Raw genomic sequence first — 15,932 nt, 5'->3', positions numbered from 1 at the left:
CTAATTAAATAGCTGCGTGCTGTTAAGTGTCAGCTTGATTTGACGAATATGACCGTTGCGCATAAAGAGTTCGTAACACAGATCCGAAGAGAGAGTGGTGTGGGGGATTGTTTTCTCTCTACCGTCGGACCATAGAATCGACATCTGTGGAGCGAGTTCATCATTGAGTACATAGATAATTGGTACCTGACACCAAGTAAAACTTAAGCTAGATGAGGGAACCGCAATCTTTTGCCACTGGTTGCTCACATCTAAATAGGTAAATTCTGCCGCTTGCGAAGTAAATTCAGCTGCGCGAAGTAGGTTGGGTTGGAAGTGCACTTCACCCTGGCTAACACGAATACCTAGCTCACCAAACCGAGTTAGAATCTCCTCTTTAACTTGACCTGTCATACCTGGCTGTTGAGCGCCTGCTGTTTTAGGCGTGTGGGAATAGGGATCTGTGGGGAACGCCCCGTACTCCTCTGGACTTTTATTAAAGCCAATTCCAGCTCTGATACGGTAATAAAGTTGGCCTAGCGCCTGTGTGCTCTCTTTGTCGTCTTGCTGCAATGCAGTAAAGAAGTTTTCCATTGTGGCGAGCAGCAGTTTGGAGACCATATGCCAATAGATGCAACCTAGCCCCTCAAAGCCAAACATCCCGCCAGAACGTCCGGTAAATGCTTTATGATTAAAAACAGATTCATAGAGTTCAAGTATGCTCTCTTTGTTAGCGTTAATTGGGCAATCTGGTTCTGTAGAGATAATCTCTAGTTGTTGTATTAAGTCGTTGGCATTGCTTAGTTCTGCGTTGAATCGAAAAACACCTTCACTGTCTTGTACTATGATGCGCTCATCCCTTTTTTCGACCATATCTTTTAATAGAGGTGAAGCGATAACTGAGTGCTTAGGGATGATATTTTTTTCCAAAAAGCTGGGGAGTTCTCTATCTGGATAGAGCATAAAGCTCTGCTGATCGGCGCGATAAATATCACTTTCAAATAGCGTTTCTAGAAGGTTAATAGCTTCACTTGAGGGTAAAACTCCGGAACTCAATGCTGCGACTTGCCCCTCTAACATGGGGTACAAAGAGCCGATATTCACAACATCAGACTGCAGGTCGAGCAAGTTATAGGCGTTATAGAGACCTATCTCTGTTCTATTGGTATTGATAGTGTGATCTATGGCTAGGCGTGCATCTTCAAGTAGTTGAGTAATTGTACTGATATCACTCTCTTTCTTCCCTGAAAAAGGGTGCTCTTGATAAACTGATTGACGGTAATCACTTGCAGCTCTGCCTAGTTCAGCAAGGGATTGGTATCTTTGCTGAGGTGTTAGCTCTGTCCCATTTAAAAGAGGGCGAACCTTGCTTAAAGCTGTCGCGGTTTCATTGAGCCAGTCACAGACCTCTGTTGAGAGCGATACGGCTTTTGTCTCTTTTGCCAGTAAGTTCAGTAAGAAGCTTACATAACGGCGGAGATAGCAAAGAGTGACAATTGATAGTCCCTGACCGACAAGGGCATTGTTAGCGTCATTCCATTCAGGCCTTTGGGTGTTAAGCCAAAGACCGCCATCAATAACCAGATTTCCTAGCTTACAGAGCAGAGGTACTAAGAGTTTTTCAAGTAGATTAACTTGGTAGACCTGATTATCTCTATCGAGTACCAATTTACCATCTGCGCCCATGCTTTCGACTCTATGCTCGATAAGCGCCGCCAGTTCATCGTCATAGGTGACGGTACTTTTTGCATCCTTAGCTAATGCTTCAAATGCTCCTATGCGGTAGGGCACATTGGCATAGCTAAAGATATCCCGGTAGAGAAGTGCGCTTAATCTTTTTGGATGAAACTGATTAGAAAGCTCAAGCATCTTCTGTAGGTAGATTATTTGATGATCTCCCCAATAACCTATGTAGCTCCAAGGGTCATCTGGTTCCTCGACTTCCCAGTCTATTCCCTCTTTGGTGATGCGGTAAGGGTTGTAACCGTCCATAGTGGATGCGTTGACAAATTTTGCGATCACATTTTCGATAAACTCAGGGTAGCTAAAGCTTAAGGCTTCCCAGTTTTGGAAAATATCGCGCCAGTTCCCTTGGTAGGTCAGTAACTTATTATTGTTTTCATCAATCAGTTTGATGGCGAACTGGTTCCATGGGCGGCTTGGATCACCGTGTCGCCGACCAAATGAGATTGGTAGGTATTCGTAGCAAAGGCGCTCAAGTTGAGGATCGTTAAGCTGTTTGATATAGGAGAGTAAGGTGGTGAAATCCAGTGGCTCTTGCAGAGTGTTGAGCTGAGCTTGATGGCGTAAAAACACGTCGCGATTAAAAAGACTTATGGTTGTGATGAAGTCGCTTAATGAAATTTGGTATTGGTCATCAAATGCGCCACCACGTAATATGTTGAAGACTACATTGGCGTAGTGATGAACAGTCACATCCTCTTGTGCTGTGTGCTGAAAGGCATCAGCAGCGCCCATAATACGGGCGAGTTGATCAGATCCTGAGTGAATATTGCCGGCAATGTCTGATTCAATTTTATCGGGTTTGCTAAGTTGATTGCGCAGGTTAACTATCTGGCTTTGGCTCTGCTCTATATTAGAAATTAGTTGCCATTGCTGGGAGCCTAAGGCCGATATCACCATACGAGTACTGATTAGATAGGCGCCTCTAATCCCACGTTTATGTGTTTCCTGACGTATCGATTTACCGCTGCGAAATTCACTGAGTTGCTCGTTTGAAAGCAGCACCTGATAGTGATCTAATCCAAGGCAAAAAACCGTATTTGCTTTAAGGGATTCACAGGGTTCAGCTCTGTCGGTGATCCCTGAGTAAAGGGCAAAGTAGGCCAGTTGTGTTTGTTTATCGAGTTCACTCCATTTATACGCATCAACAAGATTACTTGAATTGGTCTGGGTAAACCTAGGTGTGCCCGCTGGGAGAATATTCTGCAGTCCATCAATAAGCTCTAGGCAGACCGTGGTATTGGAAAGATTCACTAGCTCACATTTACGTACAAAGCCATACTTTTCACTGGTAAGCCAGGTGTATCTGAACTGCAACTGCAGATCATGATTTACCTCTTCAAAACAGAGTTTATTGCCTAATACATTTTTATAGATATTACGGGTCAACCGGTATCTATGGTCATGTTCTTTATTAAAGGGCTCCCAATGATGAGTATTGTCATCACTGGTCAGTTTAATTAAGGTTTTGCTACCTGTGTGCAGGTTACTCTCATGAATTTTATCTACTGTAATATAAGGAAAAAGAGCTGTTTCTGGTGAAACTCTGCCCGCGGTTAATCCCCCTGTTGAGGAGACAAATAACCAGTGATCGCTATTTGAGATAACACTCACGAAAAAGGGAGCCATCAGATCTGTATTGCGTATAACGTAAAATCGCTCATCGTCGATATTAATAAACTCACCAGAGGTCTGGCTCTGTTCATGTAGGTTGAAATTCATTTTTACCACCTGATAAATAGGCATTTAGTTGTTAGACATAGAAATTTGTATTGGTAAATCATGGTCAGTGTGCATCGAGTGATTACGGGGTATCATTCAATTGTTGATACACTCTGACGTAATCCACTTCCATTTTTACTGGAAATATTGAGTCATCTATTGGGCCACCAGCTCTTCCCCACATGCCGCCAACCGCTAAGTTTAAGATGATGTGATATGGGTGGTCGAAGGGCCAAGCCTCCCAACCTGTTAACTCGTTTGAATAGGTAAAATAGGGGGTGTCATCAAAAAATATGGTGATCTTTTCTGGGGTCCATTCCATGGCATATACGTGGAACTCTTGCTCAACATTTTTGGCTTCAATACTGCCTTTTCGCTGCTGCCAATTTACCCAATAATAAGCTCTGTTGTGTACTGTGCCATGTACGTTTTGCATATCAAAACCTACATGTTCCATAATGTCTATCTCACCGGAATTGGGCCAAGCATCACAGCTTGAACTTCCCTGCCACTCTTCATCTTTTTTGCAACTACTGGCGTACTTGTAAGGGTCGCTTGGTAACATCCAGATAGCAGACCAAGTGCCTTGTCCTGCAGGAATTTTTGCGCGTATCTCAGCACGCCCATAAAGAAAATCACCTTTCCCCTTAGCGTGTATTCTGGCTGAGGTGTACTCGGCGTTAGCGTAATTCTCTTTACGGGCTGTAATAACTAAATTACCTCCATTTACCTCTATGTTTTCAGGTCGGGCGGTATAAGCTTGGTCTTCATCGTTGACCTTTCTCGCTGGCCAAATATCCAAATTCCATTTGGTGTTATCAGGTCGTCCTTTATAGTTAAACTCATCGCCCCAAACAAACTTCCACTTGTTTGATTTTGGCTGTTTTTTGCTGACAAGAATGGCATTTAAAATGGGTTGCCCTTGGGTGGAAACAAGCTGAATATCTAACTGGCCAGAAGTGATCTCTACATCTGTCACTGTTCTTGATAAGGCGGAAGAATGTTTTCCATCTCTTGCTTGCCTGACATCTAAGTTTTCAATGACAGGCTTACCTTGTGCTAAAACATCAAAAACCCGAGCTCCGATGGGAATGTCTTCGGGTTCTGCAAACTTAAATGTGATGTCATAAAGTCCGTTTGTCATAGGTCGACGGATCTTAATATCCCCCACACGATAGGTTTGATAAAGGTGCTGATACTGAGTACCAAAAACCTTGTTCATGCGACGAATTTCATCTGGAGGAGATAGTGAATCCGCTTGGTAGCGAACTCCATCTATACCTTGGTATTCAGGTCCCCCTAGGTTTAGGGCCCAGACTGTGGCGCTGGTATCATGATGACCCTTTAATATTTGAGGAGACGAGTGGTAACTGTCCTGTTTGCTAGGTACCGTGGTTGATTGGTTTTTGTGGGTATATTCCGAGCATCCACTTAGCAAAGATAAGCAAAAAGTGAGCTTCAATATAGTTAGATATTTCTGATTTCTGTCCATTGGGCTTAAACCTAAAAATCCAAAAATAAGATGATGAGTAGGTGAATTTCACCAAAACATTAACAATAAGGAAGCTAAGGTTTAACGCAATTCAAATAAGCTCAAGTGGACTAGAGCTGCGACTAAGGGGCAGATTAAGCAAAGTCGTAAGAGTGTAAACTGCTTTTAAGAATGGCGACTTATCTGCTGATTAACCATTACAGCAAAGCCTTTTACCTAGTGTGCATTCAAATCTAAATAATATTCCTTGGTCGAATTTTGTCCGTTCCACCTTTATATCCTCCCGCTTCAACGCATTTAGATTGCCCTGTTAATTTTGTGTGTTATTTGTGAATAAATCAGAGCTTCCTAGTTGAGCGATCTATTTTGTCTACAGCGGGAAGAGGGTAAATCTAGGGGACATAGATGAAAACAATAGATGGTTGTAAAAGCACAAGATTAAGAATGGGAAAGCTCTCTTTAGGAGCTGCTATTCTTGTGGGATTGGCAGGGTGTGGTAGCGATACTAATACTGACACTAATATCGATGCCATTGATCCACAGCAGCCCGTTGAAGATTGGGTCATGGTGTGGAGTGATGAGTTTGATGGTGCCAGTATAGACTCCAGTAAGTGGACCCATGAGGTGGATTGCAACGGCGGCGGAAACCAAGAGCAACAGTGTTATACCGACTCTGCTGAAAACTCTTTTGTTGCTGATGGAATGCTGAATATTGTTGCTAAAACGGCGCCAGAAGGTTCAGCAAAGCCTTACACATCGGCAAGGTTAAACACTAAAGAGCATATGGACTGGAAATATGGCCGATTTGAGATGCGTGCCAAACTTCCCTCTGGTCAAGGCTCATGGCCAGCTTTTTGGATGCTGCCAACCGATGAAGTGTATGGCGGTTGGCCCCGCTCAGGTGAGATAGACATTATCGAGTCTGTTAACCTAAAGGCGGGCACCACAGATGGTGGGTCAGAAGCTCACGTGTATGGCACGCTTCACTATGGCAAGGTATGGCCTGATAACAGCTCCTCTGGCCAACCCTATCTTCTTCCCGATGAGATTAACCCCGCTGATGATTTCCACACCTATGCTATTGAGTGGCAGGAGGGGGAGATCCGCTGGTATGTCGATGACTACCTGTATGCAACTCAACGAAGCTCTGAATTAAGATATAACGCAGAAGGCGAAGCGATAGGGCTGTCTCACAGGGGGTGGTTTTCTGAAAACTTCAATATCGTCACAGGTGAGCTTGAAACTCAGTGGAGTAGTGCACCTTATGATGAAAAATTTCACCTTATCTTAAACTTTGCTGTCGGCGGTAACTGGCCATCGTCAGTGAATGACACTGGCATTGATGCTGAGGTTTTCGCCGATGGGCAGACCTTTGCTATCGATTACGTACGTGTATATGAGTGTGCGTCGAACCCTGATACAGGTAAAGGTTGTGAGACCGTTAGACCTGGCTATGACAGTCTCGATGATGCGCTGGTAGAGGGGAAAGCCCCTAACCCTCCCCTTCCCATTCCGACTGAAACAGCAAACTTAACTGTTTTTGAGGATGCAGAGAATCCATCTTGGCCTATGTGGGATTGTTGTGGTGGTTCTACACCGACTGTTGAAACCGATGATGCTGACCATGGTGCGACCGCAGAGTTTACTATCGGGGCGCAACCCACAGTGATGGGGTTTATTACCAGAAGGAGTGGTGGAGGAGATGATTCTCCCTATAATGCTTCAGGTATTAAAGATGACGGTGTTATCAGCTTTGATATGAAGGTGACTTCGGTTCCCGCTGATGGAAGTGCTGCATGGAATTTTAAAGTTGAATCATCGGGTGGGCCAGAGAATAGTGGTACAGCGGTTACTCTTGCTTTAACTGATAGCAATGAAGGTGCTGCCCCAGTAACTGGTCAGTGGCAAACCTATACCTTCTCGCTACAAGCTTTATTTGATGCTGGCTTAGATCTTAGTGACATCGATGTACTGATGGTATTTCCTGATTGGGGCAAAGGGGAAGGCGCTGTTTATCGCCTGGATAACGTCATGATTGGTACTCTAGGTGATTCTCCTGAGTTGACCATTTTTGAAAATAACTACAACCCTGATTGGCCAATGTTTGACTGCTGTGCTGGTTCAACACCTACAGAAGAGAGCGATGATGCCGAGCACGGTATTACGGCAGAGTTCACTATTGGCGATACTGCAGAACCTACAGTATTGGGATTCTCAACTCGAGATGGGTATATGGGGAGTGGCATGCCATTTAATGGCTCGGCTATTTTGGAAGAAGGTGTTATTTCTTTTGATGTCAAGATCGTAACAGCTCCTTCAGATGCAAGTGCAGTATGGAAGTTTAAAGTTGAAGCATCTGGTGGTACTAGTGATGGCAATTCTGGTTCAGCTTTGGAGCTTGATCTGGCTACTGGCAGCGCCGGTATGGCACCGACAGTTGGTGAATGGAGAAGCTACAGCTTTACACTGCAATCTCTTTTTGATGCGGGGCTAGATGTCAGTGATATTGATACGCTAATGATCTTTCCTGAATGGGGTAAAGGTAATGGCGCCGTTTATCGTGTTGATAATGTAAAAATTCACGATCCAAATGGGACGTCTAATCCTGCGCCATCCTCTGAACTCAAACTCTACCAAGATACCACAGCTACAGATTGGGTGTTGTGGGACTGCTGTGGTGGATCTATACCGACACAGGAGAACGATGATGCAGATCATGGCAGTACTGCTGAGTTTTCAATTGGGTCTGAACCAACGGTAATGGGCTTTAATGCAAGAAGTGGGATAGGTGGAGGGGCACCTTTTGATGCGAGCGCTCTGCTTGCAACGGGTGTGATTAAGTTTGATATGAAGGTTGTAACAGCCCCAAGTGATAGTAGTGCGGAGTGGAACTTTAAGATAGAGGCTGCAGGTGGGGTTGAAAATGGAGCGGAAGGAAGTGCCGTAACAGTTGGTTTAGCGGACAGTAATGAGGGCGTATCTCCAGTTACGGGAACGTGGCAGACCTATACTTTCACTCTGCAATCACTTTTTGATGCTGGGCTCGATATCAGTGCAATTGATGTTGTCATGATCTTCCCTGATTGGGGCAAGGGAGAGGGAGCGGTTTACCGAATTGATAACGCAGTGATAGGTGCACCTTAAGAAGTCCCTAATGAATATTTCTATGAAGATAGTGCATCTATCCAGTTCAACCTTCTGCAAACAAATATAAGAGGCAGATATGTTATTGAAGCAATTTAAGAAGAGTCGTTTGTCAGTCGCTCTAGCTGTCGTGCTGGGGTCTGGAAGTGCTCCTTTCGCCATGGCTGAAGAGAGTAACGAGTCCGAAAAAGAGACCAATATTGAAGTTATTGAGGTTAAAGGTATTCAGGGAAGCCTCTATCGCTCTATGGATTTAAAGCGAGGATCATCGGGTGTTGTTGATGCTATCTCTGCCGAGGAGTTAGGTAAGTTTCCTGATACTAACTTAGCAGAATCACTACAGAGAATTACTGGTGTAACGGTGAGCCGTGCCAATGGTGAAGGCAGCCAAATAACGGTCAGGGGTTTTGGTCCGCAATATAACTTGATCACACTTAATGGCAGACAGATGCCAGGTACCGGTTATAGCCGCTCCTACAGCTTAGAAAACCTTTCTTCTGAGGCGGTAAAGTCCCTTGAGGTGATAAAGACGGCCAAAGCGGATATGCCAACAGGTGGTTTAGGCGCCACGGTCAATATTGTGACTCGTAAGCCTCTGAACGATCCTGGTCAATCATTTAGCTTCTCCGCTAAAGGTATCTATGATGAGTCTAATGTCGAAGGTGATGATGTGACCCCTGAGATCTCGGGGATTTACAATCAGACATTCTTAGATGACAGTTTAGGTTTTGTTATTAGCGCCTCTCATCAAGAGCGAGATTTTCAGCAGCAGGTGGCCAACAGCCAAGGCTGGATAGCACAAACTGATAATAAAACACTCGCTAAAGCTGATGGCTCAACATTCATTGATGGTCGAATAAGAAATGAAGCAGGGAATATACTGTCTCATTTTACTGATGAAGATGGAGTTCCCGTTGCCCCCTCTTTTTTCCCGCGGGATATGAACTATAGCGTCAATGACGTACAGCGCGAACGAACCAATGCTATGGCCACGCTACAATATGCACCAACCGAAGATCTGGTGCTGACTGCAGATTATGTGGTTACTCGAGCGTTGACTGGCATTAACGGGTTTGGTTGGGGGATCTGGAACTCCTCAACCAGTGGTGCACCTGTCGTTGCTTATGAATTGGATGAGAATGGTACCGCCCTCTACTCAGATATTCGTGGTGGTGATGGCTCTTTTACTGCCAATCGAAGTACGACAGAGGTGAATGCACAGTCTGTTGGGTTAAATATCGATTGGACGTTAAATGATGAATGGACGCTAAGTCTGGATTACCATGATTCCTCCAATGAGATAGATAACGGCGCTGACAAGGGACTTGGTGGTGCTGGGCAAGTTATTTTGGGCTCAGATCAGCTGACCTCCAAAATCTATGACTACCGTGGTGGTGATGTGCCTCATGCGACGATTAATTGGAATAATGGCAGTACTCAACTAGATCCAGGTGCTATCGATTCAAACTTCAGCCAGTTTATCCACTCACCAGGGGAGTCTGAGATCCAACAAGCTCAGCTCAATGCCAACTGGTACCCAGATTTTCTCGATAACTTAACGAAAGTTGATTTTGGTGGCTCTTATACCAAGCAAACACTCTCAGGCACTACGGCTTGGAGTGGATTGAGAGGCGGGCCAGGTTTTAACCCTTCCTACACAGAGATCTTTCCTGACTCTATGTTCCACTTACAGAGTACCGCAGGTTTGCTAGATGAGCTGGCTGGTGGTGGGGCTGGGTTGTTGCCAAGTTATTTCTATAGTTTTGATTTCGATGAAGCTGTGGCAAGGCAATTAGCTTTTATTAACCAAGATGTGGCTGGGGAGAACTATTACTCTGCTGACCCTTACTTTGATGGTATCGATAGCTCGAATCTGATCGAAGAGGAGACCTCTTCACTCTATATCACTTCAGCGTGGGAGTTTGATATCGCTGATATTACGGTTGATGTCAATCTTGGCTTAAGGTATGAGAAAACTGAAGTATCCAGTACCGTTAAGCAGAAGGTTGAGCAGCAAGTCGTTTGGGCGAGTGCTACGGAGTGGGTAACCCTGTATGAAGCAGGTGGAGATGATAACTTTTTCACTCAAACCGGTGAATATGATGTCTGGCTACCTATGGTAGATATCAGTGCAGAGGTGTATGAAGATCTACTCGTACGTGTATCGGCCAGCAAAACCTTAGGTCGTCCACTACTTGGTGACATGGTTGCAGGTCGCAGTTTAAGTGGTAGCCCTAAGGTTGGCTCTCGAACTGGTGGGATAGGTAATCCTGGGTTGTTGCCACTTGAATCGGTCAATTTCGATGTATCATTCGAGTATTACTACGGTGATGCCAGTTACGCTTCTATCGGTCTATTTAGTAAAGATGTGAGTAACTTTGTCTCTCGTAGTACTAATCAGATCACGATTGATGGCCTGCATGATGTTTATAACAGCCCAAGATACTTAGAGGCGGTAAGTCAGCTAGAAGCTGCGGGCACCTCTGTGACAGAAAACAGTATCTTTGATCAGATGATCGCCAATGGTCATGGAAACGCATCAGGGCAAATAGAGGCGTTAAGTTCAGATCCGCTAATTGTTTGGGATGTAACATCACCAGTCAATAGTGATAAAAAATCAGTCGAAGGTATTGAGCTGGCTGTACAGCATATCTTTGGTGAGAGTGGTTTTGGATTTGGTGCTAACGCCACCTTTGTCAGTGGCGATGTGAAGTTTGACTCCTACAGTCTTGCACAGCAGCAGCCGTTGGAAGGGTTGGGAGATTCTGCGAACTTCCAGGCATTTTATGAGAATGATGAGCTGTCGGTGAAGTTTACCTACGCTTGGCGTGACAGTTACCTAATTGGTGTCGGTCAATCCCAAGGTTCGGCTGATGCGCCACCTCAGTTTGCTAAAGAGTATGGTCAGTTGGATGCCAGTATCAACTATGATATCAATGAAAATATCACCATATTCCTTGAAGGCATTAATATCAATAATGAGACTGAAGAGGGTTACGGCCGCTTTGAAGAGCAGTTTCTATTTGCTAGACAATATGGTTCTCGTTATATGCTAGGTGGGCGTGTGAGCTTTTAAGGCTAAATCAGTAATAAATGGGGGCAAGGCGTAAGCTTTGCCCCCATTTTTTTAATCATTAGCTTGTACATCGATAGATGTTCGGCTTATGTCGATAATAAAAATGATTAAACTTCTATGGGAATACTCCACTTCACCGCACGTTTTATGCCTCTTCACCGCTTCCTTATTGTTTAATTTTTATACCCCTATAACTTCGATGTTAGCCGTTTTATCAGTGTAGATAACAAGCATACTTTGCCATAACAATCGGTACAGGGGCACAAAGTGCGTGAGTTAAAACAATAAATAATAAGGAAGTAATATGAAGATTCAGTGCAAGCGCCTTGCGTTAGTAACTAGCATCGCTATGGCGATGTCAGGTTGCGGTTCCGATTCAAACACCAGTGAGGGAGTGGAGGTTATTACTAACTATCCTCCTGTTATCACAAGTACTGCACTCTTAACTGCTATGGCTAATGAAGAGTACAGCTATACGGTGACTGCAACTGATGAAGATAGTGTTGATACGCTCACTATGTCGGCGCAAACACTACCTAGCTGGCTTAACTTTGATATTGCTACTGGTGTGTTATCTGGTACCCCGACGGTTGAGAATGTCGGTAGCCATCAAGTGACAATCGTGGTCAGCGATGACACGGTAGAGACCATGCAAACATTTACCCTTGTAGTGGCAGCACCTGCTAACACACTGCCTGTTATCACCAGTGTTGGTGTCACTAGTGCAACAGTAGGAACCGCCTATAGTTATACCTTGGTGGCGACAGACGCTGACAATGATGCCTTAACTATGTCTGCATCAACATTACCTGATTGGCTTATGTTCGACCCAAGCTCTGGTGTTCTATCTGGTACTCCTGCTATGGAAGATGAGGGGAGCGTAGAGATCACCTTAACGGTTGAGGATGGCTCAGATGCAGTCACTCAAACATTTAGTATTGCTGTGACCAGTGCGCCTAGAGTGCCGCAGTTAGTGGTTTATGAAGATGCTGCAAATTCACTTTGGCCAGCTTGGGATTGCTGCGGTGGCACAACGCCTGCCATTGTTACTGACGCTGATGCTGCGTTTGGAAGTGTGACGCAATTTACTATTGTGGGTGACACTGTGGTTGGTTTTAACGCAAGAGATGCGGTCGATGGTGTCGCATTTGATACACCTAATGGCACCATTTTAGAGTTCGACCTTAAAGTGAATACCATGCCAAGTGCGGGTGATACCAACTGGATGTTAAAGTTAGAGGGTGCTGGGGTGGCTTTTGAAGTTAATCTGAATACCAGTGCAGAGGGGCTTGCGCCTGTTCTGGATACTTGGATGCACTACACCTTTGATTTGTCTGATTCAGGTTTGAGTGAAGTTGATCTTATTATGATGTTTCCTGCATGGGGTACAGGTGACGGGGCTATATTCAGTGTTGATAATGTAGAGTTTTATAATGATGCCGCAACGACTCCTGAGCCAGAACCGGAACCAGAGCCAGAACCACAACCAGCTCCATCATCGGCACTGACGATATTTTCAGATGTTGTTGATACCAACTGGAGTCAGTGGAGTGATGGCGATGCCACTGCAGAGTTAGTTACAGATGCTGATGTGGCTTATGGCGCTACTGTTGAGTTTGGCACTGCAGGTCAAACCGTTGCTGGTTTTTCAAATCGTGAAGATTTAGGCGGAACAGGTGTCACCTTTGATGCCAGTAGTTTCGCTTCAACGGGAACACTTGAGTTTGACCTGAAAATGACAGCAGAGCCTGCAACAACCGTGTGGAAACTTAAGGTTGAGGGAACTGGTGCGGTAGAAGTTGATCTACCTCAAACTCCAGTGTTGGATGTTTGGACTCACTACTCATTTAATTTAAGTACCTTAGGCGATCTTTCTGCCATAAATAATATTATGGTGTTCCCTAATTGGGCTGATAATGCCGGTGCCGTTTATCGCATCGATAACCTTAAGCTACTTACTACAGGTAATGTGAGCTCAAACTCCGGTGGCAGTGCAATAATTGATGTAGCTACAGGCATCGATTTTGAAGGTGATGAAAGTCAGCAAGCGAGTTGGATAGCGTTTGAAAATGGCGATCCGTCTCCAGCGCTTGAGTTTGTGAGTAACCCCGATCCAGTGGGGAACACGTCAGCTACTGTTGCTAAACTCAATCTGATGGCATCTGGCAGTATGTGGGGGGGGGCGATAGTTGACTCTGTGACGCCATTTGCATTGAGCGCGAGTAATGCCGTCGTCAAAATTTGGGTTTACAAGGATCGAATTAGCCCAGTTGGCGTTAAGTTTGAGAATGCTACTCAAGGTTCCCATGGCGTGAGAACAGCCACTAATACGCTAATTAATCAGTGGGAGGAGCTCACCATCGACTTTACCGCAGATATCGGTTTACCTGAAAACGGCGCGATAACTGCTATTGCAGTGTTCCCTGACAATTTCCCTGAGACTGAATCGAGAGAAAGTGATGCAACAGTTTACTTCGATAACATTACGTTTGGTAATTAAGTCATTGGGTCAAAAGGTTTGGTGATAGAAGGGAGTTATCTAATGTGATTGTAGCTTTCTGCCATTACCAGCAAAGGATTGACGAGTCACTCGTCAATCCTTTTTTGTTTTCGATATTCTTTGTTGTTTATAGGATGATCGTTTCTTCGGGGAAGAAATCATGGTGATGCATTATTGTACTAGTTTAATACGGTGTATAATTCAATTTGGATGAATTTGAGGCATTGCGACATGGTTGAAAGTTTAAACATCCCCTTATCTGTAAGGGTTTATTTATGGTTATTACCAGTATCTGTTATTGCTTGTCTTGTGATATCGGTAGCAGTTCCAGCATATGAGTCTGAAACAAATTACTTCTTCTCTATATTTTCAGTTTTTTCCTGATCACTAATGCGATTTCTTGTTTTATTGTCTCCCTACTTCTTTGCCATATCTATTCAAATTTAGGAGAAGGATATTTAAGAACATCGCTTAACTTTTTAAAGGCTTTTTTACTTCATGTATTTGGAGGGTATTATTTTTTGAAAAAATTGAATGTTTATGCAAATGAACATTCAATGGAGTTGAAATTTGTTAGAAAAGTAGGTTTGTTTGAAGTCTATTATATCTTTATGCTAGTTGTCTCAATTGTGGTTTCAAGCATGATGTCGCAAGGTATAGGTGCCTAGCTTTGATCTTTTACTGAATTAAGGTTTATTTTTCTCTTACAAACAACAAAAAATCCATAACTATTTACTCAAAATTAATTATGGATGTCTTCGCTTACCATTGGGCTGATTGAGCTGCTCATCTCCAATAAAAGGGAGTAAACTAGTGGGTTGTTCACCTTTCAACGCAGCACTCACTCTAAGCTGTATACTGGTGTGGTCTGAGTTTTCAAGCGTTTCAACCATTTTAGCTCGAATAGGATTGAGTTCGACATAAGTCATGCAAGCTAATACAGCTGCTTCATCAAGCAGAGCTTGGCTTTTAAAGCGACCTTCCCACCAATTCATCGGGAATGAATTGGAATAGCTTTAGCTGGCCCGAAGGGGGAGCGCCACGGATGGCTGCGAATAAAAATGGCCTGTGCAATTATCTTCGATATTGGCTTTTATTGCTGTCGGCTCATTAAGACAGCGCATAAACCAACTAATATCACACAAGCGAGAGCGGTAAGTGGCAATAAGGTGTTTTAATTTAGTCACTTGGTACTCTTCTATCACTTCGCCTTTTGCAAACTTCTGGCTCAACCCTGTGCCGTTAAAGCATCGATGCCACTGCTCAACAACCTCTCTGTCACTCCAATTGTTCGCTGGCTCAATATCAATCCTCAATACCAGATGCAAATGGTTACTCATCACCGCGTAGGCTGCTACATCGATAGCAAAAATATCAGCAAGGCTGAGTATCTGTTTTTCTATCCATTCACGTCTATGTTCGTCAGGTTTCCCACGCTATTTACTACGAGAGTCCATCAAATCCCGTTAGGGAGGCACGACGAACTGTTCTACTCCATGCATGGTAATAGGGAGTGTCTTCAACACTGATCTGGGTTCTTCTGGGACGAGGCATGGTTAACTCCTACTGGCTACCGATAGCTAAAGCTTAGTAGGAGGTGTGCAACTTACGCAATTAACTATGCCTGTCTACATTTTTAATTTTCAACTTCACCTTACTGGCTGTCGGTAGTTTATTTAACATATCCATGTTCCTAAAAATCCCAGTGCTCATATAAACGTCAGATTTGGCAAGCTAACACCTGGGCACCCTAACAAACCTAAAGAGCTAAAAGCTAATGGGCTCTGACCCCTTTATCTCGTTATTGCTTATATATGTCTAGTATCTCCTTAATTAAGGTAGTTCAAAATATTGTCTATGCCTATAGATTTCACAAAGTCTTCCTTCACAAAACTTTAGCTTTAAGACATTTGTAAATGATGCGTTTATGTAAAAATCCCATTCATCTTTACTAGCAAATTGAGCATAACCTATAGGGTGGAAATATGGATTAACCCAAACATTGAAATCTGGAGAGCTTGCTAAATATCCAGCAAGCTCTTCATTTGATTTCACTTGAATAAATACCTTATCTGATTCACCTTTCAATTTAGATAGTGCCAAAGGTAAATTTTCATATACCTCTGATTTTGAACTTCCAATAATAAACTCAAAAGCACTTCCCTTTAATATAGTTTTATCAATATATGTGGACCACAAATAGAGTGGATAGCTAAATATCAAGCAGGCTATAACACATGTGTTTAATTTAGTTAGCATTATTTTTCTCTTAAAAT

General features: G+C 43.8%; 6 protein-coding genes and 1 pseudogene. 3 read left to right on the top strand and 4 right to left on the bottom strand.

Going from position 1 to position 15,932, the window contains the following annotated elements; translation table 11 throughout:
* A complete protein-coding gene (locus tag SWOO_RS22430) occupies positions 1–3,444 on the bottom strand; it encodes a hypothetical protein (protein ID WP_012326956.1) in 3,444 nt (1,147 codons plus the stop codon).
* An 82-nt stretch (positions 3,445–3,526) separates the two neighbouring features.
* Positions 3,527–4,936: a family 16 glycosylhydrolase gene (locus SWOO_RS25670; RefSeq protein WP_012326955.1), complete on the bottom strand. Its 1,410-nt coding sequence runs from the start codon at positions 4,934–4,936 to the stop codon at positions 3,527–3,529.
* A 405-nt stretch (positions 4,937–5,341) separates the two neighbouring features.
* Between SWOO_RS25670 and SWOO_RS22420 the strand changes: the two genes are divergently transcribed.
* The 3 genes from SWOO_RS22420 (at position 5,342) to SWOO_RS25665 (ending at position 13,656) form a co-directional block, all read left to right on the top strand.
* Entirely contained in the window at positions 5,342–8,080 is a 2,739-nt protein-coding gene (locus SWOO_RS22420) for a glycoside hydrolase family 16 protein (protein ID WP_012326954.1), read from the top strand.
* A gap of 79 nt (positions 8,081–8,159) precedes the next feature.
* Positions 8,160–11,156 (top strand): TonB-dependent receptor, encoded by a 2,997-nt coding sequence (locus tag SWOO_RS22415; protein WP_012326953.1) that lies wholly within the window; start codon positions 8,160–8,162, stop codon positions 11,154–11,156.
* A gap of 304 nt (positions 11,157–11,460) precedes the next feature.
* Positions 11,461–13,656 (top strand): putative Ig domain-containing protein, encoded by a 2,196-nt coding sequence (locus tag SWOO_RS25665; protein WP_012326952.1) that lies wholly within the window; start codon positions 11,461–11,463, stop codon positions 13,654–13,656.
* A 764-nt stretch (positions 13,657–14,420) separates the two neighbouring features.
* On the opposite strand, the pseudogene SWOO_RS26150 reads toward SWOO_RS25665, so the two are convergent.
* Both SWOO_RS26150 and SWOO_RS22400 read right to left on the bottom strand, forming a co-directional pair.
* A pseudogene (locus SWOO_RS26150) lies at positions 14,421–15,210 on the bottom strand (hypothetical protein); the annotation flags it as partial.
* 279 nt (positions 15,211–15,489) lie between these two features.
* The gene (locus SWOO_RS22400) at positions 15,490–15,915 is read right to left on the bottom strand and encodes a hypothetical protein (RefSeq protein WP_012326950.1); all 426 of its coding nucleotides are present in this window, start codon (positions 15,913–15,915) and stop codon (positions 15,490–15,492) included.
* Between the last annotated feature and the right edge of the window lie 17 nt (positions 15,916–15,932).

Source organism: Shewanella woodyi ATCC 51908 (genome assembly GCF_000019525.1).
GTDB lineage: Bacteria > Pseudomonadota > Gammaproteobacteria > Enterobacterales > Shewanellaceae > Shewanella > Shewanella woodyi.
The sequence above is the reverse complement of the archived record's forward strand: the minus strand, read 5'-3'. Positions and strand labels throughout refer to the sequence as shown.

Excerpts from the sequence above, each read along its gene's own strand:
- SWOO_RS25670 (WP_012326955.1), bottom strand. The coding sequence starts at position 4,936 with ATGGACAGAAATCAGAAATATCTAACTATATTGAAGCTCACTTTTTGC.
- SWOO_RS22420 (WP_012326954.1), top strand. The coding sequence starts at position 5,342 with ATGAAAACAATAGATGGTTGTAAAAGCACAAGATTAAGAATGGGAAAG.
- SWOO_RS25665 (WP_012326952.1), top strand. The coding sequence starts at position 11,461 with ATGAAGATTCAGTGCAAGCGCCTTGCGTTAGTAACTAGCATCGCTATG.
- SWOO_RS22400 (WP_012326950.1), bottom strand. The coding sequence starts at position 15,915 with ATGCTAACTAAATTAAACACATGTGTTATAGCCTGCTTGATATTTAGC.
- SWOO_RS22430 (WP_012326956.1), bottom strand. The coding sequence starts at position 3,444 with ATGAATTTCAACCTACATGAACAGAGCCAGACCTCTGGTGAGTTTATT.
- SWOO_RS22415 (WP_012326953.1), top strand. The coding sequence starts at position 8,160 with ATGTTATTGAAGCAATTTAAGAAGAGTCGTTTGTCAGTCGCTCTAGCT.